Below are 23,275 nucleotides of genomic sequence, written 5' to 3' on the forward strand. Positions count from 1 at the left end.
GCGATGCGCCTGGCCGCCCTGTCCGATATCCACGGCAACCTGCCCGCGCTGGAGGCGGTGCTTGCGGATATCGGGCGGCGCGGCGTGGAACGGATCGTCAACCTCGGCGACATCGTCTCCGGCCCGCTGTGGCCGCGCGAAACCGCCGAGCGGCTCATGCCGCTGGCGCTGCCCACGGTGCGCGGCAACCACGAGCGCCAGCTGTGCGAGCTGGCGCCCGCGGCGATGGGCGCCAGCGATGCCTACGCGCATGCGCAGCTGACGCCGGCGCAGCGGCGCTGGCTGGGCGAACTGCCGCCGACCCTGTCGCTGCCGCAGGCGCTGCTATGCCACGGCACCCCGCACGACGACCTGCGCTGGCTGCTCGACGAACTGGCGCCGCCGCGGTTGCGGGCCGCCGATGCGCAGCGCGTGCGCGAACGGCTCGGCGACGCACCGGCTGCGCCGCTGGTGCTGTGCGGACACAGCCACCTGCCGCGCACGCTGCGCCTGGACGACGGACGGCTGCTGTGCAATCCGGGCAGCGTCGGCCTGCCCGCCTACGCCGAGACGCAGCCGCAGCCGTACCGGGTCGAGACCGGCACGCCGCAGGCACGCTACGCGGTGCTGGAATACCGCAGCGGCCGCTGGGACGCGCAGTTGCTGGCGGTCGACTACGACCACGCCAGCGCCGCGGCGCAGGCGCAACGCAACGGCCAGCCGGCATGGGCGCATGCGCTGCGCCATGGCCGCATGCCCGCATGAACGGCGCACGGCAGGCGCGCTTCTGGGATAATTCGCCCACCCCACACGCGAGCGAACCCGCCAGGCGCATGCCGCCTTCACCGCACGAGGATCTCCAATGAGTGCCGTAAGAGAAACCAATTCGCTCGCCGTGGTCAGCCTGGTCGCGGGCATCCTCGGCTGGACCCTGATGCCGGTGCTGGGCAGCCTCGGCGCGATCATTACCGGGCACCTGGCCCGCGCCGAGATCCGCCGCCAGCCGCAGCGCTTCCAGGGCGACGGGCTGGCGGTGGGCGGGCTGATCCTGGGCTGGGCCGCGGTGATCCTAGCGATCCTGTCGGTGCTGGCGTTCGTGCTGTTCTTCGGCGGGCTGGCCTGGTTCGCCAGCGCCCGGTCCTGAGCCGATGAGCGCCTCCGCTCCGCGCGAACGCTTCAGCGACCGCGTCGCCGACTACGTCCGCTACCGTCCCGACTATCCGCCGGCGTTGCTGGACTGGGTGCACGGGGAACTGGCCGTGGCGCGCGATGCGCAGGTCGCCGACATCGGCGCCGGCACCGGCATCTCCACCCGCATGTTCCTGCAGGCCGGGCATCCGGTGCTGGCGGTGGAACCGAACGCGGCGATGCGCGCCGCCGCCGAGACGCTGCTGCACGGGTTCCCCGGCTTCGCCGCGATCGACGGCAGCGCCGAGGCCACCACCCTCCCCGATGCCAGCGTCGACCTGATCAGCGCCGCGCAGGCCTTCCACTGGTTCGACCTGGACGCGGTGCGCCGCGAATGGGCGCGGGTGCTGCGCCGCGGCGGGCTGGCACTGGTGTACTGGAACTCGCGTCTGCTCGACGGCACACCGTTCCTGCTCGGCTACGAACAGCTGTTGCTCGAGTACGGCACCGACTACAGCGCGGTGGCCGAGCGCTATCACGACGATGCGACGATGCAGCGCTGGTTCGGCGCCGGATTGCGCGGCACGGCGCAGTTCCCGAACGTGCAGAAGCTGGACTACGACGGCCTGCGCGGGCGCCTGCTGTCCTCGTCGTATGCGCCGCTGGCCGGGCATCCGCGCCACGAACCGATGCTGGCCGCATTGCGCACGCTGTTCGATCGCCACCAGGTCGATGGCCTGGTCGATGTCCACTACCGCACCCGTGCTTTCGCCGGCACCTTGAACTGAGCCGTGCCCATGTATTCCCTCGCCCGCCCGTTCCTGTTCGCCTTCGACGCCGAGCGCGCCCACGCGCTGGGCCTGCGCGCGATCGAGATGGCCTACCGCACCGGCACCAATCCGCTGCTGGCCAAGGCGATCGCGCCGATGCCCACGCGCGCGTTCGGCCTGGAGTTCCCCAATCCGGTCGGGCTGGCCGCAGGCCTGGACAAGAACGGCGAGCACATCGACGCGCTGCTGGCGCTGGGCTTCGGCTTCGTCGAGATCGGCACCATCACCCCGCGCCCGCAGCAGGGCAACCCGAAGCCGCGCATGTTCCGGCTGCCGCGCGAGCAGGCGGTGATCAACCGCATGGGCTTCAACAACCTCGGCGTGGACGCGCTGGTGCGCAACGTCGAACGCGCGCGCCGCCGCCACGGCCTGCTCGGCATCAACATCGGCAAGAACAAGGACACGCCGAACGAGGACGCCGCGTCGGACTACCTGCATTGCCTGGAAAAGGTCTACGCGCTGGCCGACTACGTGACCGTCAACATCTCCTCGCCGAACACCGCCGGCCTGCGCGAACTGCAGGAGGAACAGGCGCTGCGGCAACTGGTGTCGCAATTGCGCGAGGCGCAGGAAGCGCTGGCCGCGCGCCACGGCAAGCGCGTGCCGATGCTGGTCAAGGTGGCGCCGGACCTGAGCGACAGCGACATCGATGCGGCGGCGCGGGTGCTGTCGGACCTGCAGGTGGACGGCGTCATCGCCACCAACACCACCGTCGCCCGCCCCGGCCTGGAGCGCAACCCGCTGGGCGCCGAGGCCGGTGGCCTGTCCGGCGCGCCGCTGCTGGGCCAGTCCACGCTGGTGCTGCGCCGCCTGCGCGCGCGCCTGCCCGAGGCGATCCCGCTGATCGGGGTCGGCGGCATCCTCTCCGGCGCCGATGCGGTGGCGAAGATGGCCGCCGGCGCGGCGCTGGTGCAGTGCTACAGCGGGCTGGTGTTCCGCGGCCCGGAGCTGATCGGCGAATGCGTCGAGGCGATGCGCCGGCGCCGCGAAGCGCCCAGCCGCGGGGCGGTCGCCGCGCTATGAGCAACGCCTGGTCGCTGACCGCCAATGCGCCGCTGCAGGCCTTGAACACCTTCCATGTCGCCGCGCAGGCGCCGTGGCTGCTGCAGATCTTCGCGCCCGAAGCGCTGCCCGAGGCGCTGCTGGCGCCGCAGCTGGCCGGCGCGGCGCTGCTGCCGCTGGGCAGCGGCAGCAACATGCTGTTCGCCGGCGACGCGCCCGGCGTGGTGCTGGCTTTCGCCAACCGCAGCATCGACACGCTCGAGCACCGCGCCGACTACGCCATCGTCCGCGCCGGCGCCGGCGTGGGCTGGCACGAACTGGTGATGTGGTCGCTGGCGCAGGGCCTGTCGGGCCTGGAGAACCTGGCGCTGATCCCGGGCACGGTCGGCGCCGCGCCGATCCAGAACATCGGCGCCTATGGCGCGCAGGTCGGCGAGTTCGTGCACGTGGTCGAGGCCTACGACCGCGCCGATGCGCGCTTCGTGCGCCTGGACGCGGCGGCCTGCGAGTTCGGCTACCGCGACAGCCTGTTCAAGCGCCAGCCCGACCGCTACCTGATCGCCGCGGTGGAATTCAACCTGCCGCGGCTGCATGCGCTGCGCCTGGACTACGCCGGCATCCGCGAGGAACTGGACGCGCTCGGCATCGCCATGCCCGGCGCGCCCGACGTGGCGCAGGCGGTGATCAACATCCGCCGCCGCAAGCTGCCCGACCCGGACGTGCTCGGCAACGCCGGCAGTTTCTTCAAGAACCCGCTGCTGCCGGCCGAACAGGCGCAGGTGCTGCAGCACGCCTACCCGGCGCTGCCGGTGTTCCCCGGCGACGGCGAGGACCAGCGCAAGCTGTCGGCGGCATGGCTGATCGAAGCCTGCGGCTGGAAGGGCCATCGCGACGGCGACGCCGGCGTGTCCGCCGCGCACGCGCTGGTGCTGGTCAACCACGGCCAGGCCAGCGGCGCCGAGCTGCTGGCATTGGCACGGCGCATCTCGGCCTCGGTGCTGGAGCGCTTCGGCGTACTGCTTGAGCCGGAACCGCGCATCGTCGGCGCGCACTGGTGAACCCGGCGGTCTCGCTGCGCGCGGCCGCGCTGATGCTGGCCAGCACGCTGGCGTTCGGACTGATGGTGGTCGCGATCCGGCTGGCGTCGGCGCACCTGTCCACGGTCGAGATTGCCTTCTTCCGCAACCTGTTCGGCCTGCTGTTCCTGCTGCCGATGCTGCTGCGTCCGGGCCAATCGCTGCCGCGCACCGCACAGCTGCCGCGCTACCTGCTGCGCACCGCGATCGGCCTGGTTTCGATGCTGGCCGGATTCTGGGCGATCGGCCACCTGCCGCTGTCGCAGGCGATCGCCCTGTCCTATTCCACGCCCTTGTTCGTGACCCTGGCCGCGGCGTTCTGGCTGGGCGAGACCGTGCGCCTGCGGCGCTGGCTGGCGGTGCTGTGCGGCTTCGTCGGCGTGCTGCTGATCCTGCGTCCCGGCGCGGCCACGTTCAGCGCCGGCACCCTGGTCGCGCTGCTGGCGGCGGTGATGAGCGCGCTGGTGGCGATCCAGATCAAGCAGCTGGCGCGGGTCGATTCGGCCAACACGGTGGTGTTCTACACCTATGCATTCTGGGTGCCGATGTCGCTGCTGCCGGCGCTGTTCGCCTGGACCTGGCCGCACGGCATCGACTGGCTGTGGCTGCTCGCCACCGGCCTGTTCGGCACCCTGGGACAGCTGCTGTGGACACGCGCGCTGCGCATCGGCGAAGTCTCGGCGCTGACCCCGATCAGCTTCGTGCAACTGCCGTTCGTGGCCATGTTCGGCTGGTGGCTGTTCGACGAAGCGCCGGACCGCTGGACCGTGCTCGGCGCGCTGATCATCCTCGGCGCCAACGCCTACATCGCCCACCGCGAGGCATTGCTGTCGCGCCGCGCCGCCAGCGCCGCGGCCACCGCGGCGGCCAAGCCGGGCGAATGAGCGCACTCGCTTGGCCATGCCGGCGCGACGCTCGCGGACCGCGCGCGAACCGGCGACACTGCGCGATCATCGCTGCTCGCACCCGGCGAGCGGTCGACGCGTGGAGGACGGCATGAAGACCATCGGCCTGATCGGCGGCATGAGCTGGGAATCCACCCTGCCCTATTACCGGCACATCAACGAAACGGTCCGCGCGCAGTTGGGCGGGCTGCATTCGGCCAGGCTGCTGCTGTACAGCGTGGATTTCCACGAGATCGAGCAGCTGCAACAGGCCGGGGACTGGGATGCGGCCGGCGCGGCGATGGCCGCGGCCGCGCGCGCCTTGCAGGCCGGCGGTGCCGATTTCCTGGTGTTGTGCACGAACACCATGCACCGCGTCGCCGACGCGATCGCCGCCGCGGTGCCGCTGCCGCTGCTGCATATCGCCGATGCCACCGCCGACGCCTTGCAGGCCGCGGGCGTGACCCGGGTCGGGCTGCTCGGCACCCGCTTCACGATGGAGCAGGACTTCTATCGCGAGCGGCTGCAGCGGCGCGGCTTCCAGGTGCTGGTACCGGACCCGGCAGGGCGCGAGGACGTCCACCGCATCATCTACGACGAACTGTGCCAGGGCGTGATCCGCGACGCCTCGCGGGCGCGCTACCGCGAGGTGATCGCGGCTCTACAGGCGCAGGGCGCCGAGGCGGTGATCCTGGGCTGCACCGAGATCGGGTTGCTGATCGGTGCCGGCGACGCCACGCTGCCGCTGTTCGATACCGCCGCGCTGCATGCGCGGGCCGCGGCGCTGCACAGCCTGGCGTAGCCACGCGGCAGGACCAGAACCCGGGCCGATCGCAGGTCTTGGGCGCATCGCGCCTTTGCGAAAGCAGGCCGTTCTCGACGCAGCCTTACAAACAACGGCCACGGAATCGTGGGCATGCGCGCGACAGCACGCATCGGCAATCGCCATAATGGCTGGACGATCGATTCCAACAACGCCGATGCGGACCCTCCGCCTGCTTGCCATCGCCGCGCTCGCCCTGCTGCTGTGGCCGGCACTGCCTGCCCTCGCCGCCGAGATTCCCGCGTACACGCCGAACGTGGTCGACCCCGCCGGGGCCTTGGATGCGGGGGAACGGCAGCGCGTGAACGCCGCGCTGCAACAGATCCGCGACACGCAAGGAATCTGGGGCGCGGCCTACATCGTGCCCTCGCTCGACGGCGACAGCATCGAGGATCTCGCCCAGCGCGCGTTCAAGCAATGGCGACTGGGGCAGAAGGGTTCCGACAACGGCCTGCTGCTGGTGCTGTCCATGCAGGAGCGCCGCTCGCGCTTCGAGATCGGCTACGGACTGGAGGGCAGCCTGCCCGACGTGGTCGCCAAGCATGCGCTGGACGACTACCTGGCGCCGCGGATGCGCCAGGGCGACACGGCCGGCGCGATCGTCGACGCCTTCGGCTTCATGGCGCGCGTCGCCGCCAAGGAACCAGGCAGCCTCGCGGAACTGTCGCAAGCCACATCCCGCTCGCGCGACGACGACGATGGCGACTGGGTACGCGGCGGCATCGCCTGGGCCGGCCTGCTGGCGCTGGTGTGGCTGCTGCCGCCGCTGCACCGGCGCCGGCTGCGGCAGCTGCGCGAACGTCTGTTGCAGCGCCACCCCGAGCTGGGCGGCAAACCCGAGGAGATCGCCGAATCGACGCGCAAACCTGGCTCCTTCGGATTGTTCATCAAGCTGTTCCTGACCCTCAACCCGGGCGTGTTCGTGCTGATCCTGTCGGCACTGTTCCCGCTGGCGTTCTGGCTGTGGATCGGCGCCGAGCTGCTGGCGCTGGTGCTGATCCTGGCGCTGTCGGGCCGTCGCTATCGCTCGCCACAACGCTTCCGCACATTCCTGCAACAGCAGGCGCGCAAGCGCAAGGCGCTGATCCGCAAAGGCCATGTGGTCGAGACCGCCCCCGGCGCGTTCGCCTATACCGCGGCGTACTACGCCAGCGAAGCGGCGTCCTCGTCGTCCTCCGGGTCTTCGTCGTCCTCGTCCGACAGCTCGTCCTCCTCCGGCGGCGGCAGCTCCGGCGGCGGCGGCGCCAGTTCGAGCTGGTAGCCCCGCGCGCAGCACGCGCCAGCGCGTGGACGTCGCAGTCGCGACCAACGCGTGTCGCAAGCTGGCTGTGGCCGCCGCATTCGACATCCTCGATTGCGATGATGATCGAGCGAGAATCCAAGGTCGCAGCACGTCTTTTTGGTGGAGCGGGCGGCTTGTACCGGATGCAGGGCGCCGCCGTGCAGCCGTCAGCGCGACAGGCCTGCGCGCAAAGCAGCCACGCCCTGCTGATTCGGCCATCCCTCGAAGGAACCGACCACGTGTCCGTCGCGGACCAGGTAGAACGTCGGCGTATCCAGGCTGGTCAACGCCTTCCAGTCGGCGCGCAGGTACATCGGGTGCATTGGCAGGCTCGGATGCGCCGTGTTCCACGCGAGTATGCCGTCGAGCGGGAGCGATGCGTCTGGCGGTACAACCAGCAGCAGCTTGTCGCGTAGCCACTGCAGTTCTGGTCGCTGTTCGATCTCGGACAAGGCGCGAACCGAGAAGGCGCACGCTGGATGGACGACCGCAACGACATGGGGATGATGGGCCTCCGGATTCCATGCCTGCACCTGTGCATGCAGACGATCTTGAATCGAAAGCATTCGCCAGCCCTGGCCTGCACTCACTCGAGGAACCTGCAACTGCGGCAACACAGGCAAACCTGGCGCCTCGGTACGCTCACGCAGTTCGTTGGCTTCGGAGTAACGCGAGACGCTGACGAGCGCACCGGCATAGGTTTGCGTGTGCCATCTGGTCAAAACGCCGGCGGCGGCCAGCTTGCGATAGAGGCAACCGAGCGCGTCGACGTCGGCAACCTCAAGGGAGTAGAGTTCGGCGAATGCCGTTGCCCTGAAAAGATCGTCGTCATTGAAATCGCCAGCGCTTCCCTGCCCCTGCAAGCATGGATGAACATCTGCAGTCAGCTGGCGATAGAGGCGCACTACCGCGTCGCTTCGCGACTGCCCGCTCTCGCTGCTCAACTGCGCGTTCAAGTCCGCCAACTGCTCATAGAGCGTCGCGCCCCCCGCTTTTCCAGGGGCAGCCGATGCCGGGGACGTAAAAAGTGCCGCCATCCAGAGGATGGCAGCACCCGCGCACGCTAGACATCGCATCAGCGGTTGCCCGTGCAGATTGAACCGACGTTGCGCGGGCAAGTGGCGCGCCCGCTCCACCAGCAGTCGTTCTGGTCTCGGGCAGCGAGATGGGATGGCTCGACAGAAAAATACCGAAGGCCCCATACGGCGCAAGCGATATTCGATTGCCATTTCACAAAACTTCCCTATTCCATGAATGAGCGAAATTTAACATCAAGTAAGCGATCAGCCGGGCAACTGCCAGCCAGTCAATGGCGATGTCCCCCCATCGCTGCCGGGACGCTCGGGATGAAAAAACGACTGAACGATCGCAACTAACCGCGATCGGGCGACACCGGGCGCCGCGACCGCCAGCGCGGACGCCGTTCGCCGCGGAACATCAGCAGGTACAGCCCAACCACCCACACCAGCGCCGCACACCAGCCGCCGAGGATGTCGGATGGGTAATGCACGCCCAGGTAGATCCGCGACACGCCCACCAGCAGCGCGAACGAACCCGCCAGCAGCAGCACCGGCCAGCGCCAGCGGGTGCGCCAGGCCAGCGCGATCAGCACCGCGGCCAGGGTCATCGACCCCATCGCATGGCCGCTGGGGAAGCTGAAGGTGTGTTCCGGCGCGATCGATTCCCACAGGCTGGGGCGGTCGCGCTGGAAGAACTGCTTGGCGCTCATGTTCAACAGCGCCGAGCCGACGAACGAGAACCCGGCGAACATGGCCTCGCGCCAGCGCCGCAGGCCCAGCAACAGCAGCACGATCAGCGTGTCCAGCGGGATCACCCCGTACTGGTAGCCGGCCTCGGTGATGACGGTGAAGAACCGGTCCCAGCCCGGCGAGGCCAGCCCACGCATGCTCCACAGCAGCGGTTCGTCGAAGTAGAAGTTCTCCAGTTCGTGGACCTCGTCGGCCAGCGCCACGAACACGCCCATCGGCAGCAGCACGCCGGCGAACAGCAGGCCGATGCGCCATGCGTTGCGGCGCAACCAGTGACGCACGCCGGCGGCGCGCTCGGCCGGGGTCTCACCCGGCGCGGCGGACATACTTGGTTTCGACGTAGTCGTCGATCAGCGCGACGAACTCGTGGGCGATGTTCTCGCCACGCAGGGTGACGGTCTTCTCGCCGTCGACGAACACCGGCGCCGACGGCGCCTCGCCGGTGCCCGGCAGCGAGATGCCGATGTTGGCATGGCGCGATTCGCCCGGCCCGTTGACCACGCAGCCCATCACCGCCAGGGTCATGTTCTCGGCGCCGGGATGGGTCACCTTCCACTCCGGCATCTTGGCGCGGACATGGTTCTGCACCACCTTGGCCAGCTCCTGGAAGAACTCGGAGGTGGTGCGGCCGCAGCCCGGGCAGGCGGTGACCAGCGGGGTGAAGGCGCGCTGGCCGGTGGTCTGCAGCAGTTCCTGGGCGACGATCACCTCCTGCGTGCGCGACTGGCCCGGCTCGGGCGTCAGCGAGATGCGGATGGTGTCGCCGATGCCTTCCTGCATCAGCACCGCCAGCGCGGCGCTGGAGGCGACGATGCCCTTGCTGCCGATGCCGGCCTCGGTCAGGCCCAGGTGCAGCGCGAAATCCGAGCGCTGCGCCAGGTCGCGGTACACCGCGATCAGTTCCTGCACGCCGCTGACCTTGCAGCTGAGCACGATGCGGTCGCGGCCCATGCCCAGTTCCACCGCGCGCTCGGCCGAATCCAGCGCCGAGCGGATCAACGCCTCGCGCAGCACCCGGCCGGCGTCCCAGGGCATGTCGCGGCGCGAGTTCTCGTCCATCAGCTGCGCCGCCAGGGCCTGGTCCAGCGAGCCCCAGTTGGCGCCGATGCGCACCGGCTTGTCGTACTGCAGCGCGAATTCGATCAGCTGCGCGAACTGGGTGTCCTTCTTCTTGCCGAAGCCGACGTTGCCGGGGTTGATCCGGTACTTGGCCAGGGCCTGCGCGCAGGCCGGCTCGGCGGCCAGCAGCTGGTGCCCGTTGTAGTGGAAGTCGCCGATCAGCGGCACCTCGATGCCCATCATCCGCAGCTTGTCGACGATGCGCGGGATCGCCGCGGCCGACTCGGCGTTGTTGACGGTCAGCCGCACCAGCTCCGACCCGGCGCGCCACAGCTCGGCGACCTGCTTGACCGAGGAGGCCACGTCGGCGGTGTCGGTGTTGGTCATCGACTGCACCACGATCGGCTTGCCGCCGCCCACGACGACGCCTCCGACGCGGACCGGCTGGGTGGGACGGCGCGCCCAGGGCGCGGCGTCGGAGGGGGGGGTGGGTCGGCTGACGGCGTCGTACATGCGCGCATTTTAGCGTGAGCCGCGCCCCGGCCCCACTCCCCGCCGGCGCCGGTTCAGCGGCGCGGCGGGCACTGCGACGGTTTGTCGCAGACAGCCGTGCGCGCCAACGCATACGATGCGCGCCATGATCTCCACCGACGCCTCGTTCCTGCGCACCTTGTGCAGCCTGCGCTGGCTGGCCACCGCCGGGCAGGCGGCGACGATCCTGGTCGCGACCTGGGCGATGCGGCTGCCGCTGCCGCAGGCGCCGCTGTGGTCCGGCGTGGCCGCGCTGGCCCTGTTCAACCTGTACGCGCAGCTGCGCCTGCGCCACGCCGACACCGCCGCGCCGGCCACCGCCTTCGGCCACATCTTGGTCGACGTGACCGTGCTGACCTGGATGGTCGGCTGGAGCGGCGGTATCGGCAACGCCTTCGGCTCGCTGTTCCTGGTGCTGATCGCGCTGGCGGTGCTGGCGCTGCCGCTGCGCTGGGCGCTGGCGGTGGCGCTGGCCTGCGTGGCCGGCTACACGGTCAGCGCGCTGTTCGGCCTGCCGCTGCCGCGCGGCCCGCACCAGGCGCTGGACCTGCAGCGCTGGGGCATGGCCGCCAACTTCCTGCTGTCCACCATCGTGGTGCTGGTGTTCTCCACCCGCCTGGCGCTGTCGCTGCGCGAGCGCGAGCGCGAACTGGCGCTGCTGCGCGAGCGCTTCACCCGCAACGAGGGCATCGTCGCCCTGGCCACCCACGCCGCCTCGGTCGCGCACGAGCTGAACACGCCGCTGGCGACGATGACCCTGCTCACCGACGACATCGTGGAGCAGATCGAGCAGCCGGAACTGCGCGAGGACCTGGAAACCCTGCGCGAACTGCTGGTGCAGTGCCGCGAACGGGTGCTGGCGCTGGCCGCGCCGGCGCAGCGCGCCGGCGGCGGCACGGTGTCGCTGGCGCACGTGCTGCACCAGTGGCAGCTGGTGCGGCCGACCGTGCAGTTGCGCCGCAACGACGACGCGCCGCTGCAGCTGCGCCTGGAGAGCGCGATCGGCCACCTGCTGCAGGTGCTGCTGAACAACGCCGCCGACGCCGGCGAACGCGCCGGCCGGCCGCAGGTGGACCTGAGCGTGCGGGTCACCGGCAGCGAGCTGATCGGCGAAGTGCGCGACTACGGCGGCGGCTTCGACGCCAACCAGGTCGCGCTGCCGGCCACCCTGTTCCGCAGCGGCAAGCCCGACAGCATGGGCGTGGGCCTGGCGCTGTCGCATGCCACCATCGAACGCCTGGGCGGCGAACTGTGGACCCAGCCCGCGCCGGACCACGGCGCGCGGGTCGGTTTCCGCCTGCCGCTGCTCGCCCTGGAGACGCCCGCATGAGCATCGACGCCCCGCTGGGCCTGCTGGTCGACGACGACCCGCTGTACCTGCGCACCCTGCAACGCACCCTCGCCCGCCGCGGGCTGGAGACGCTGACCGCCGACAGCGGCGCCGCGGCACTGGCGCTGGCCACGGCCACGCCGCCGGACTACGCGCTGATCGATCTCAAGCTCGGCGACGAATCCGGCCTGGCCCTGATCCAGCCGTTGCGCGCGATCCGCGCCGACATGCGCATCCTGCTGGTCACCGGCTACGCCAGCATCGCCACCGCGGTGGAGGCGATCAAGCTCGGCGCCGACGACTACCTGCCCAAGCCGGCCACGGTGCCGATGATCCTGCGCGCGTTGAGCCTGGAGGCGGACGGCGCCGAGGACGACGACGGCGTCGAGCTGCCGGACGCGATGACCCCGCTGAGCCGGCTGCAGTGGGAGCACATCCAGCAGGCCATGCACGAGACCGGCGGCAACGTCTCGGCGGCCGCGCGCCTGCTCGGCATGCACCGCCGCTCGCTGCAGCGCAAGCTGGCCAAGCGTCCCAGTCCGCAGCGCGATCCGCCGCGCTGAGCCCCCCGGCAGCGGCGCCGCCGTCGTCGCCGCATCGGATTTCACACCACCCTCACCTTTCCGACCCGAGGCTGTTCGGCGGGGTCGTATTCCGCGCAAAGCGACTCAAGTGGCACAGCGGCGCGCCGCTAACCTGGCATGCATTCCTCAGCTCCCCCGCTGCCGCCCGACGAACAGAGGAGGCTGGCTACCCTGCGCCAGCTGTGCCTGCTCGACACCCCGGCCGACCGCGTCTTCGACCTGATCACCCAACTGGCCTCGCGCACCCTGGGGACGCCGATCGCCCTGGTCTCGCTGATCGACGAACAGCGCCAGTGGTTCAAGTCCAGGGTCGGCCTGGAGGCGGCGCAGACCCCGCGCAGCCAGGCGTTCTGCGCCTACGCGATCCACAGCCCCGAACTGCTGGTGGTGGCGGACGCGCAGCAGGATCCGCGCTTCCGCGACAATCCGCTGGTCACCGGTCCGCCGTTCATCCGTTTCTACGCCGGCGCGCCGCTGCTGCTGGCCGACGGCACCGGCCTGGGCACGCTGTGCGTGATCGACACCGAACCGCGCCATGAATTCGATGCGCAATCGCGCCAGACCCTGCAGGGCCTGCGCGATCTGCTGCTGCTGCGCATCGAGACCCTGCGCAACACCGGCTTCGTCGATGCCTTGACCGGCCTGCCCAACCGCAGCCGCTTCAACGAAGACCTGACCATGTGGCTGTCGCTGCAGAACGCGGAGCAGCACGACACCGGCGTGGCGATCGACGTCTGCGGCAGCGAGTACTTCCGCGACATGGTCAAGGCCCTGGGCTGGGAATACGCCGAGGGCTACCTGCTGGCCGCGCGCGACCGGCTGCTCGAGGCGCTGGACGGACTGCCGGCCTACCGCATCGACACCACCAGTTTCGCCTTCGTCGTGGAGGGCAACGACCCCGCGCAACTGGCGCGGCGCTGCGAGCGCGTGTGCAGCGCCTTCGCCGAGGCGATCGAGCACCAGGGCATCCCGCACGCCGCGACACCGTCGATCGGCGCGGTGCGCCTGGACGGCGCATTGAGCGCCAACCATACGCTGCGCTCGCTGACCACCGCGGTGGACATGGCGCGCCAGCGCGGCCTGCCCTGGAGCCTGTACGAGCGCAGCCACGATGCCAGCCAGCGCAACGCGTTCCGGCTCCTCGCCGCATTGCCGGAAGCGCTGAACGCGCGCGAGCAATTGAGCCTGCACTACCAGCCGCGGGTCAGCCTGCGCAGCGGCGATTGCGTCGGCGTGGAAGCGCTGCTGCGCTGGGAGCACCCGCTGCTGGGCACGGTCGCGCCCGGCGAGTTCATCCCGCTGGCGGAAAAGACCGCGCTGATGAGCCGGGTCACCGCCTGGGTGCTGCAGGCCGGCATCGCCCAGGCCGCGCGGTGGCAGCAGCAGGGGCACCACTTCAGCGTGTCGCTGAACGTCTCGGCGGTGGACCTGGAGCAGGCCGACTTCATCGCCACCCTGCGCGAACTGCTGGCGCGGCATGCGCTGGAACCGAGCCGCATCGAGATCGAGTTCACCGAGAGCGCGATGATCCGGCATCCGCAACACGTGGCCGAACAGCTGCAGCAGATCAGCGCGCTGGGGGTGAAGATCGCCATCGACGACTTCGGCAGCGGCTACAGCAACCTCAGCTACCTCAAGCGCGTGCCGGCCAACGCGCTGAAGATCGACCAGTCGTTCATCCGCTCGCTGCCGGGCAGCCGCACCGACTGCATGATCGTGCCGTCGATGATCCGGCTCGGCCACGACTTCGGCCAGCAGGTGGTGGCCGAAGGCATCGAGAGCGAGGAGATCCACGACATGCTGCGCGCCTGGGGCTGCGACGAGGGCCAGGGCTACTGGATCGCGCGGCCGATGCCGGCGGCGGCGCTGGACGCCTGGCTGGCCACGCCGTGGCGCGAGCAGGCCCGCGGTTGAACGCTCCCACCGCGACCATGCGGTCGCGGCGGCGGCGCTCAGGCATCGCTCACCAGAACACCGTGTACAGCGCGATCAGGATCGCGACCACGCCGACCGCGCCGATCTTGAAGCCCAGCGTGGTGCCGTAGGCCACGTCGTCGGTGCGGATCAGGTCGCGCGCCTGGGTGGCCGGGGTGGCCAGCGACACCACCACCGCCAGCAGCAGCGCCGCCACGAACACCACGCCGATGCGGTCCATGAACGGCAGTTCCGGCCAGGCGAACTTGAGCGCGAACGACAGCACCACCGAGCCGATCGCCGCGGTCAGCGCGCCGGCTTCGTTGGCGCGCTTCCAGAACAGGCCGAGCATGAAGATCACCACCACGCCCGGGGTGAAGAAGCCGGTGAATTCCTGGATGAACTGGAAACCCTGGTCGAAATTGCCGAGCAGCGGCCGCGCGGTGAGCACGCCGACGATCACCGACGACACCGCGGCGATGCGGCCCACCCGCACCAGCTGCTTCTGCTCGGTCTGCGGGCGGAACTTGGCGTAGAAGTCCAGGGTGAAGATGGTCGCCACCGAATTGATCTTCGACGCCAGCGAGGCCACGATCGCGGCCACCAGCGCGGCGAACACCAGGCCGAGCACGCCGCTGGGCAGCAGCTGCATCATGGTCGGATAGGCCTGGTCGGGCTTGGCCAGGTCCGGCGCCAGCACCACCGCGGCGATGCCCGGCACCACGATCACCAAGGGCATCAGCAGCTTCAGGAACGCGGCGAACACGATGCCCTTCTGCGCCTCGCCGATGTTCTTGGCGGCCAGCGCGCGCTGGATGATGTACTGGTTGAAGCCCCAGTAGCTGATGTTCATCACCCACAGCCCGCCCAGCAGCACGCTCAGGCCCGGCAGGTCCTTGTAGAACGGGTTGTCCTTGCTCAGGATCATGTGGAAGTGCTCGGGGTGCGCATTCCACAGGTGCTTGAAGCCGGCCAGCACGCCGGCGCCGTCGCCGATGCGCGACAGCGTCAGCCCGGCCACCAGCAACCCGCCCAGCACCAGCAGGGTGACCTGCACGATGTCGGTCAGCGCCACCGCCTTGAGCCCGCCGTACAGCTGGTAGACCAGCGCGAACACGCCGATCAGGGTCAGCGCCAGGGTCTGGTCCATGCCGGTGACCTGGCTGACCGCGATCGACCCCAGCCACAGGATCGAGGTCAGGTTGACGAACACGTACAGCAGCAGCCAGAACACGGCCATCAGCGTGCGGATCCACTTGCCGTAGCGCTGCTCCAGAAACTGCGGCATGGTGTAGATGCCGTTGCGCAGGAAGATCGGCAGGAAGAACTTGCCGACGATCAGCAGGGTCAGCGCCGCCATCCATTCGTAGGACGCGATCGCCAGGCCGATCGCATAGCCGGAACCGGCCATGCCGATGATCTGCTCGGCGGAGATGTTGGCCGCGATCAGCGAGGCGCCGATCGCCCACCACGGCAGGGTCTTGCCGGCCAGGAAGTAATCCTCGGCGCTCTTGCTGTGCCCGGCCTTCTCCCGCGATACCCACTGCGCGAGCACGAAGATGCCCGTCAGGTAGACCAATACGATCGCCACATCCAACGTCGCCAGACCCACTGCACTTCTCCCACGGGCCGCGGCCCTTTCGCCTGTGTATCGATGCGCCCGTCCGGTCGGGACAGGCGTTGCTTGAATGGCCGCGTGCCGCCGCGTGCGGCCGCTGCCGCCGCTACGCCGTCGCGCGGATTGCCTGTTGCGGCGCGTCCCGTCGCCCGGCCGGCAGGGCTGTGACGGCCCTGCGACCGTTCCCGCATCCGCCACGCGGCAGGCGGGTCGTGCGCCGCCCAACGCCTCAGCCGCCGCAGGTCGCTCCGGTATTGCTGTGTGGCGACGCTCGCGCCCGTTTCAGCGAGCGACGGCGGCGTCCGGCAAGCGACGGCGCCGCCCCCTGCCTGGCGAGCGGCTCAGCGCACCGGGCAGTCGACCACGCTCTGCGCATCGTTGCTGGCGCCCAGCGCGATCCGCGACAGCGCCAGGTCCAGCGTGCCGTCGCTCTCGAGCACCGGCAGCCGCTCCAGCTTGGACACGTCGGCGCCGGCGACGCTGAAGCACTTCAGCGGCACCCCCAGCGTGCGCCACTCGCCCTTGGGCAGCGCCGCCAGCGCCTTGCCCAGATCGACCTGCGCCGCACAGCCATTGCCGCAGGCCACGCCGATGCGGGTCGTGCCGCTCGGCGCGGCATCCACCTTCAGGGTCAGGATCAGCTGCACATCGCCGTTGCTCTCGCGCGAGACGTCCACCGGCCTGGGCAGCACCAGCGCCATCCCCGCCTTGCCCTTGCCCGACCATTCGAAGCGGCGCGCATCCTCCTGCGCCTTGTGGTCGATCGCGGTGACCTTGAGCGAACCGTCGGCCAGCGCCGCCGGGGTCGTCACCGCCGGCAGATTGGCCTGGCTGGCGCCCTGCAGGATCATGTTGACGCCCGCCGCCGGCTTGCCGCGTTCGAAATACACCCCGCCCACCGCCTGCGCGCCGGACACGCCGGAGACTTCGGACAGGCGGACCAGGTCGCCCTTGTCGGCATAGCGCAGGCCATAGCCGAACGCGAACTGCGGGTTGTAGTTCTTCTGCCCGACATTGTTGGCGTACTGGGTCGCGGTGCGCGGCCAGGAGAAGCTGAGCTTGCCGTGGAAGTCGTACTGGATGCCGCCATCGGGCTTGCGCAGCAGCACGTCGGCGATGCCGCCGCCTTCCGAGCCCGGCAGCCACGCGGCGACGAAGGCGTCGGCGGCGTTGATCTCGCGGTTGACCCACAGCGGACGCCCGCTCAGGAACACCGCCACCACCGGAATGCCCTCGGCCTTGAGCTTCTTGATCAGCTGCAGGTCGCTGTCGTCGCCGGGCTTGTACAGCAGCGTGGCGATGTCGCCCTGGAACTCGGCGTACGGGTTCTCGCCGAACACCACCACCGCCACGTCGGGCTTGGCCTGGTACTTGCCGTCGATCGCCAGCTCGGCGCTGCCGCCGGCGGCCTTGACCTGCTCCTGCAAGCCTTCCCAGATCGTATTGCCGTTCGGGTAGTCGGCGCGCTTGGTGCCGGTGCCCTGCCAGTTCAGCGTCCAGCCGCCGGACTGCTTGCCCATGTCGTTGGCGCCGTCGCCGGCGACCAGCAGCTTGACCTGCGGCTTCAGCGGCAGCAGTTGCTTCTGGTTCTTCAGCAGCACCAGCGACTCGCGCACCGCCTGCCGCGCCACCGCGCGGTGCTCGGGCGCGCCGAGCAGTTCGAACTTGCCGCCGAGCGGGCGCTGCGACGGCTTGCCGGCCTCGAACAGGCCCAGCCGCAGCTTCACCCGCAGGATCCGCCGCACCGCGTCGTCCAGCCGCGCCATCGGGATCTCGCCCGACTGCACCGCCTTCAGCGCGCTCTCGTAATAGCCCTTCCAGCTGTCCGGCGCCATCAGCATGTCCACGCCGGCATTGAATGCGGCCGGGCAGTCGTCGTTGCGGCACCCGGGCACCTGGCCATGGCCGTTCCAGTCGCCGACCACGAAGCCGCCGAAATGCATCTGTCCCTTCAGCACGTCGGTCAGCATCGGCGTGTTGCCGTGCATCTTGACCCCGTTGAAGCTGTTGAACGAGGCCATCACCGTCTGCGCGCCGGCGGCGATCGCCGGCGGATAGCCGGCGCCGTGGATGTCGCGCAGCTGCTGCTCGCTGACCCGGGTATCGCCCTGGTCCTTGCCGTCGGTGGTGCCGCCATCGCCGAGGAAATGCTTGACCGAGGCGATCACGTGCGAACCATCGAGGAAACCGGGCTGTCCGGGCACGCCCTGCAGGCCTTCGACCACCTTGCCGGCGAAACTGGCGACCACCTCGGGCGATTCCGAATAGCCCTCGTAGGTGCGGCCCCAGCGATCGTCCTGCGGCACCGCCACGGTCGGCGCGAAGGTCCACTCCATGCCGGTGGTGCGGGTCTCGGCGGCGGTCACCGCGCCGATCTTGCGCATCAGCTCCGGGTCGCGCGTGGCGCCCAGGCCGATGTTGTGCGGGAACAGGGTGGCGCCGACGATGTTGCTCTGCCCGTGCACCGCGTCGATGCCGAAGATGATCGGGATCGCCGGGCCGGCCTTGCCTTTCTCCATCGACGCCGCGTAGTAGGCATCGGCCAGCTTCAGCCACTCCGCCGGGCTGGCGTCGTACTTGCCGCCGGGATCGGAATTGCCGCCGGCCAGCACCGAGCCGATGTGGTACTTGCGCACGTCGTCCGGGGTCATGCTGGCGATGTCGCCCTGCACGATCTGCCCGACCTTCTGCTCCACCGTCATCTGCGCCATCAGCTTGGAAATGCGCGCTTCCAGCGCCGCATCCTCGGCCAGCGGCCAGGCCGGCGACGGCCACAGCTGCGGGTGGATCGCCGGCGGCGCGGCGGACGTGGCAGCGGCCGGAGCCGATTGGCCGGGGCCGGCCGCGGCCAGGGCCAGCAGGCCCAGCGCGGCGGCGGTGGCCAGCGCAGTGCGAATCGGCGCGGACACGCCAGCGGACTGTTTTTGCAAGATCTTCCCTCCCAGGAACGGCGAACGCGCGACACACGACGGCCGCGTTCCCTCCCGAGACGCGCGACCGGAGCCTACGCTTCATTAATCGCCCCGATGCTGTCAACCACGCCGCGAGGTATGCCTGGCCCGGCGATGGATATCGGATTGCGCTATAGCGATGGAATACCGCCAACGCCGCCCTCGCACGCGACCGATGGCGTCGCAGGCCGCGTCCGCCTGGGCGCAGGCAGACCCGCTTTGCTGCGTCGCAGCACGGCCAGCGTCGGGAACTGCGCAACTCCGCCGTGGCCTTCGGTGCGATTCGTAGACAACGCCAGCGCGGGCGCCGTGCGACTGCGGCGCCGGCGCAACCGCGCTTGCCGCTTTCAAGGAAGCGTCACAAAGCGCGCCTAGCGTGAACCGGCGTTCGGCGGCGCGAGGGGGCGCGCCTGCCCTGCATCCTGCCCACCTGGAGAGCCCCCGATGTCACAGCTACCCGATTCCGGTCGCCGCCGTGCCCTGCGCCTGCTTGCGGGCACGCCCTTGCTGCCCCTCGGCAGTCTGTCCGCCGCCGCGCTGCTGAGCGGTTGCGACGCCGCAGGCGGCGCGCCCGGCCATGGCGGCAGCGCGCCGCCACTGCCCGGCTTCCCGCCCATGCCGCGATTGCGCTCGGTGAGCTTCGACGGCATGGACGCGCCCTCGCTGGCCGATCCCGCGGCGATGGCCACCACCACGGTGCGCTCGCACGTGGACATCGTCCTCGGCGACGGCAGCCGGCATCGCTACGCCCTGGCCTATCACCCGTTCTTCGTCACCGGCGACCAGGTGCCCGACGGCGCCGGCGGCACCGTGCTGGCCGGCGGCTACTACGATATCGACAACCGCCCGATCCTGGACCGCTCGGTCCCCGGTGCCGAGCGCCCGTTCTTTTCCGATTGCCCGGACGGCTCCTCGCTGCTGACCCTGCCGCAGGCGCGCGTGGCCGGCGTGCGCGGCAACACCGTGTTCGCGGTGGTGCAGTTCGAGTACGCCACGCGCGACCTCGCCGGCAACGGCACCTATCGCCAGTTGCCGGCGCCGATCGCGGTGCTGACCCTGGACCAGGATCCGCGCACCGGCCAGTTGCGCCTGGTCAAGTACCACAACGTCGATACCGCGGCGGTGCATGGCCTGTGGACCACCTGCGGCGCCAGCCTGTCGCCATGGAACACGCACCTGTCCAGCGAGGAATACGAGCCCGACGCGGCCAGCATCGCCGGCAACACCCAGTTCCAGCGCTTCAGCGAACATCTCTACGGCGACGCCACGCGCGCCAATCCGTACCACTACGGCCACCTGCCGGAAGTCAGCGTGCATGCGGACGGCACCGGCAGCATCCGCAAGCACTACTGCCTGGGCAGGATCTCGCACGAGCTGGTGCAGGTGATGCCCGATCGCCGCACCGTGCTGATGGGCGACGACGCCAGCAATGGCGGCCTGTTCCTGTTCGTCGCCGACCGCGAATGCGACCTGTCCAGCGGCAGCCTGTACGTGGCCAAGTGGCAGCAACTGTCGGGCAGCGGCCCCGGCGCGGCCGCGCTGAGCTGGATCCGCCTGGGCAGCGCCAGCAGCACCGAGATCGAGGCGATGGCCGACGTGCTGCGCATCGCCGACATCATGGACGTGCGCACCACCGATCCGGGCGACTCCGGCTACACCCGCATCCCCTACAGCGGCAGCGTCAACTGGATCCGGATGCGGCCGGGCATGGAGAAGGCCGCCGCGTTCCTGGAGACCCACCGCTACGCCGCGCTGGTCGGCGGCAGCCTGGGTTTCACCAAGATGGAAGGCACCACCGTCAACGCCCGCGACAGGATCGCCTATTCGGCGATGTCCTATATCCAGGGCAGCATGCTCGACGGGTCCGGCGACATCCGCGTCGAAGGCCCGACCTCCGGCGCGATCTACGCGCTGGACCTGCGCGGCGGCCAGCGCGACCGCGACGGCCAGCCGATCCGCAGCGACTGGGTGCCGGTGCACATGGCCGCGCCGAGCGGCCTGGTCGGCCGCGACCTGGCCAGCGCCGACGCGCTGGGCAACCTCGCCGACCCCGAGCGCATCGCCAACCCGGACAACATCAAGTTCTCCGAGCGCCTGCGCACGCTGTTCATCGGCGAGGACAGCGCCATGCACGTCAACAATTTCCTGTGGGCCTACAACGTCGACACCGGCAAGCTGTCGCGCCTGCTGTCGGTGCCGGCCGGCGCCGAATCCACCGGCCTGCACGCGGTCGACGAGATCCACGGCTGGACCTACGTGATGAGCAACTTCCAGCATCCCGGCGATTGGGAAAGCCCGCTGCACGACAAGGTCAGGGCGCAGCTCGACCCGCTGGTGCGCGCCAACTACAAGGACCGCTACGGCGCGGCGGTGGGCTACCTCACCGGCGATGTGGTCGGGCTGCGATTGGGCTAGGCCGCGTCGTCCATTCCTGGGTGGATGTGTTGGGCTGGTCCGGCCCTTGGCGGACGCCGCGCGGCGCCGCTGGCGGCCCGACCGGCCCATGCTGCCGACACGCCTCGCGGCGGCCGCGCAAGGTCGGCGACGCCGCAAAAAGAACGGGGCCCGCAGGCCCCGTTGCATTCGATCGACGCTGCGAGCTCAGCCGCGCAGCCGCGCCAGCACCGCGCGCGTCACCGGGTCGGCGACCTCGGTGGTTTCGCCCTGCAGCGCCGGCAGCAGCTGGCTGGCCAGTTGCTTGCCCAGCTCCACGCCGAACTGGTCGAAGGCGTTGATGCCCCAGATCACCGACTGCACGTAGACGCTGTGTTCGTACATCGCGATCAGCGCGCCCAGCGCCTGCGGGGTCAGCGCGTCGAGCAGGATCAGCGTGCTCGGGCGGCCGCCCGGGTAGTCGCGGTGCGGGTCGTCGCTGCCCTGCCCGTTGGCCAGCGCCTCGGTCTGCGCCAGCAGGTTGGCCAGCAGCGCCTGATGGTTGACCGTGTACGGATCGTCGTTGCGGATGCAGCCGATGAAATCGGCCGGCACGATGCTGGTGCCCTGGTGCAGCGCCTGGAAGAAGCTGTGCTGCACGTCGGTGCCGGCGCCGCCCCACCACACCGGCACGGTATCGGCCTGCACCGGGCTGCCGTCCAGGCGCACGCGCTTGCCCAGGCTCTCCATCACCAGCTGCTGCAGGTAGGCCGGCAGCAGCGCCAGGCGCTGGTCGTAGGTCATCACCGCCTGGGTGGCGTAGCCGAGCACGTTGCGGTTCCACAGCGTGGTCAGCGCGTGCAGCACCGCCACGTTGCGCTGCAGCGGCGCGTTCAACACGTGTTCGTCGAACTGCGCGGCGCCGGCCAGCAGCTGCTCGAAGCCGTCGGCGCCGATCGCCAGCGCGATCGGAAAGCCCACCGCCGACCACAGCGAATAGCGCCCGCCGACCCAGTCCCACATCGGCAGCACGCGGCTGGCGGCGATGTCGAAGGCCTTGGCGGCGCGCTCGGGATTGGCGCTGACCGCGTACAGGCGCTCGCTGCCGCCGAGCCAGTCGCGCAGGATCTGGCCGTTGAGCAGGGTTTCCTGGGTGCCGAAGGTCTTGGAGATCAGCACGCCGGCGGTGCGCGCCGGATCCAGCGTGGCCAGCGTGCGCTGCATCGCCGCGCCGTCGACGTTGGAGACGAAATGCACGCGGAAACGCGCGCCATCGACCGGACGCAGCGCGTCGGCGACCAGGCGCGGACCCAGGTCGGAACCGCCGATGCCGACGCTGACGATGTCGGTGACCTCGGTCTGCGCCAGCGCCTCGATCAGCGCGCGCATGCGCTGCTGCACCTCGCGCGCGCTGGCGTTCGCCTCGGCCGCGACCGGCGCGCCGCTGAGCTCGCCGCGCAGCGCGGTATGCAGCGCGGCGCGGCCTTCGGTGACGTTGACCGTCTCGCCGCGGAACAGGCGCTGGAACGCGCCGGCCACGTCGTGCTCGGCGGCCAGCGCCAGCAGCGCGGCCAGCGCGGCGCGGTCGTATTTCTGCCGCGCGAAGTTGAAGTACAACGGTCCGACCTGCAGCGCCAGGTCTTCGACCCGGCCCGGCTCGGCGGCCAGCAGTTCGGGAAGGCGCGCCCCGCGCAAGCGCTGGGCGTGGGAATGCAGTGCGTCGAAACCGTTGGACTGTGTCATGCGGCCTGCTTCGGGATGCTGGTGTTGGTATGGGTGATCTGGTTGCGGCCGTCCACGTAGACCAGGGTCGGCTGGAAGCGCGCGGCTTCCTCTTCGCTCATGCCGGCGAAGGCGGCGATGATGATCAGGTCGCCGACCTGCACGTGGCGCGCGGCGCCGCCGTTGAGCGAGACGATGCCGCTGCCTTCGTCGGCGCGGATCGCGTAGGTGCTGAAGCGTGCGCCGTTGGTGACGTCCCAGATGTGCACCTGCTCGAACTCGCGGATGCCGGTGGCGTCCAGCAGCAGCCCGTCGATGGCGATCGAGCCTTCGTAGTTGAGCTCGGAATGGGTGACGGTGGCGCGGTGGATCTTGGTCTTCAACAGGCTCAGTTGCATGCTCGCGGTACTGCGGGGAGGA

Annotated in this window: 19 protein-coding genes; 12 read left to right on the forward strand and 7 right to left on the reverse strand. The window is 70.1% G+C overall.

Annotated features, from left to right (window positions below; all coding sequences use genetic code 11):
* Positions 1–3 precede the first annotated feature (3 nt).
* The 8 genes from AB3X10_RS12590 to AB3X10_RS12625 all read left to right on the forward strand — a co-directional run bounded on the left by AB3X10_RS12590 (position 4) and on the right by AB3X10_RS12625 (position 6,983).
* The gene (locus tag AB3X10_RS12590; RefSeq protein ID WP_369975373.1) at positions 4–744 is read left to right on the forward strand and encodes a metallophosphoesterase family protein; all 741 of its coding nucleotides are present in this window, start codon (positions 4–6) and stop codon (positions 742–744) included.
* Positions 745–841: 97 nt separating this feature from the next.
* The gene (locus tag AB3X10_RS12595; RefSeq protein WP_369975375.1) at positions 842–1,123 is read left to right on the forward strand and encodes a DUF4190 domain-containing protein; all 282 of its coding nucleotides are present in this window, start codon (positions 842–844) and stop codon (positions 1,121–1,123) included.
* 4 nt (positions 1,124–1,127) lie between these two features.
* Positions 1,128–1,895 (forward strand): class I SAM-dependent methyltransferase, encoded by a 768-nt coding sequence (locus AB3X10_RS12600; RefSeq protein WP_369975377.1) that lies wholly within the window; start codon positions 1,128–1,130, stop codon positions 1,893–1,895.
* Between the two features lie 9 nt (positions 1,896–1,904).
* Positions 1,905–2,960: a quinone-dependent dihydroorotate dehydrogenase gene (locus AB3X10_RS12605; RefSeq protein ID WP_369975379.1), complete on the forward strand. Its 1,056-nt coding sequence runs from the start codon at positions 1,905–1,907 to the stop codon at positions 2,958–2,960.
* Complete coding sequence (gene murB, locus AB3X10_RS12610) at positions 2,957–3,997, forward strand: UDP-N-acetylmuramate dehydrogenase (RefSeq protein WP_369975381.1); 1,041 nt, start codon at positions 2,957–2,959, stop codon at positions 3,995–3,997. Before AB3X10_RS12605 ends, murB begins: the two co-directional genes overlap by 4 nt.
* Positions 3,998–4,029: 32 nt before the next feature.
* Positions 4,030–4,899 (forward strand): DMT family transporter, encoded by an 870-nt coding sequence (locus AB3X10_RS12615; protein WP_369981802.1) that lies wholly within the window; start codon positions 4,030–4,032, stop codon positions 4,897–4,899.
* Positions 4,900–5,011: 112 nt separating this feature from the next.
* Positions 5,012–5,701, forward strand: a complete 690-nt coding sequence (locus tag AB3X10_RS12620) for an aspartate/glutamate racemase family protein (protein WP_369975382.1) — start codon at positions 5,012–5,014, stop codon at positions 5,699–5,701.
* A gap of 55 nt (positions 5,702–5,756) precedes the next feature.
* Entirely contained in the window at positions 5,757–6,983 is a 1,227-nt protein-coding gene (locus AB3X10_RS12625) for a TPM domain-containing protein (protein WP_369975383.1), read from the forward strand.
* Positions 6,984–7,171: 188 nt separating this feature from the next.
* On the opposite strand, the gene AB3X10_RS12630 is transcribed toward AB3X10_RS12625, so the two are convergent.
* From AB3X10_RS12630 to ispG, 3 genes are all read right to left on the reverse strand, one after another.
* Positions 7,172–8,233, reverse strand: coding sequence for a hypothetical protein (locus tag AB3X10_RS12630; protein WP_369975384.1), 1,062 nt, complete (start codon positions 8,231–8,233; stop codon positions 7,172–7,174).
* A 143-nt stretch (positions 8,234–8,376) separates the two neighbouring features.
* Complete coding sequence (locus tag AB3X10_RS12635; RefSeq protein WP_369975385.1) at positions 8,377–9,099, reverse strand: phosphatase PAP2 family protein; 723 nt, start codon at positions 9,097–9,099, stop codon at positions 8,377–8,379.
* Positions 9,080–10,345: a flavodoxin-dependent (E)-4-hydroxy-3-methylbut-2-enyl-diphosphate synthase gene (gene ispG, locus AB3X10_RS12640; protein WP_369975386.1), complete on the reverse strand. Its 1,266-nt coding sequence runs from the start codon at positions 10,343–10,345 to the stop codon at positions 9,080–9,082. The genes AB3X10_RS12635 and ispG overlap by 20 nt, the downstream gene beginning before the upstream one ends.
* Positions 10,346–10,469: 124 nt before the next feature.
* Here ispG and AB3X10_RS12645 point away from each other — a divergent pair, with 124 nt between their 5' ends.
* The 3 genes from AB3X10_RS12645 to AB3X10_RS12655 all read left to right on the forward strand — a co-directional run bounded on the left by AB3X10_RS12645 (position 10,470) and on the right by AB3X10_RS12655 (position 14,191).
* Positions 10,470–11,693 (forward strand): ATP-binding protein, encoded by a 1,224-nt coding sequence (locus tag AB3X10_RS12645; RefSeq protein WP_170069200.1) that lies wholly within the window; start codon positions 10,470–10,472, stop codon positions 11,691–11,693.
* Positions 11,690–12,256: a response regulator transcription factor gene (locus AB3X10_RS12650; RefSeq protein WP_369975388.1), complete on the forward strand. Its 567-nt coding sequence runs from the start codon at positions 11,690–11,692 to the stop codon at positions 12,254–12,256. Before AB3X10_RS12645 ends, AB3X10_RS12650 begins: the two co-directional genes overlap by 4 nt.
* Positions 12,257–12,394: 138 nt before the next feature.
* Positions 12,395–14,191 (forward strand): EAL domain-containing protein, encoded by a 1,797-nt coding sequence (locus AB3X10_RS12655; protein WP_369975389.1) that lies wholly within the window; start codon positions 12,395–12,397, stop codon positions 14,189–14,191.
* Positions 14,192–14,240: 49 nt separating this feature from the next.
* Here the strand turns inward: AB3X10_RS12655 and AB3X10_RS12660 are convergent, their stop codons facing one another.
* Both AB3X10_RS12660 and AB3X10_RS12665 read right to left on the reverse strand, forming a co-directional pair.
* Positions 14,241–15,803: a sodium/sugar symporter gene (locus tag AB3X10_RS12660; RefSeq protein ID WP_369975390.1), complete on the reverse strand. Its 1,563-nt coding sequence runs from the start codon at positions 15,801–15,803 to the stop codon at positions 14,241–14,243.
* 347 nt (positions 15,804–16,150) lie between these two features.
* Positions 16,151–18,754, reverse strand: a complete 2,604-nt coding sequence (locus AB3X10_RS12665; RefSeq protein WP_369981804.1) for an exo 1,3/1,4-beta-D-glucan glucohydrolase — start codon at positions 18,752–18,754, stop codon at positions 16,151–16,153.
* Positions 18,755–19,204: 450 nt separating this feature from the next.
* On the opposite strand from AB3X10_RS12665, the gene AB3X10_RS12670 reads away from it, so the two are divergent.
* Positions 19,205–21,175, forward strand: a complete 1,971-nt coding sequence (locus tag AB3X10_RS12670; RefSeq protein ID WP_369975392.1) for a PhoX family protein — start codon at positions 19,205–19,207, stop codon at positions 21,173–21,175.
* Positions 21,176–21,361: 186 nt separating this feature from the next.
* Here AB3X10_RS12670 and pgi read toward each other — a convergent pair whose 3' ends face one another.
* Positions 21,362–22,876, reverse strand: coding sequence for a glucose-6-phosphate isomerase (gene pgi / locus AB3X10_RS12675; protein WP_369975394.1), 1,515 nt, complete (start codon positions 22,874–22,876; stop codon positions 21,362–21,364).
* Positions 22,873–23,253, reverse strand: coding sequence for an aspartate 1-decarboxylase (panD, locus tag AB3X10_RS12680; RefSeq protein ID WP_369975396.1), 381 nt, complete (start codon positions 23,251–23,253; stop codon positions 22,873–22,875). The genes pgi and panD overlap by 4 nt, the downstream gene beginning before the upstream one ends.
* Between the last annotated feature and the right edge of the window lie 22 nt (positions 23,254–23,275).

The organism is Xanthomonas sp. DAR 80977 (assembly GCF_041240605.1).
Classification (GTDB): Bacteria; Pseudomonadota; Gammaproteobacteria; order Xanthomonadales; family Xanthomonadaceae; genus Xanthomonas_A; species Xanthomonas_A bundabergensis.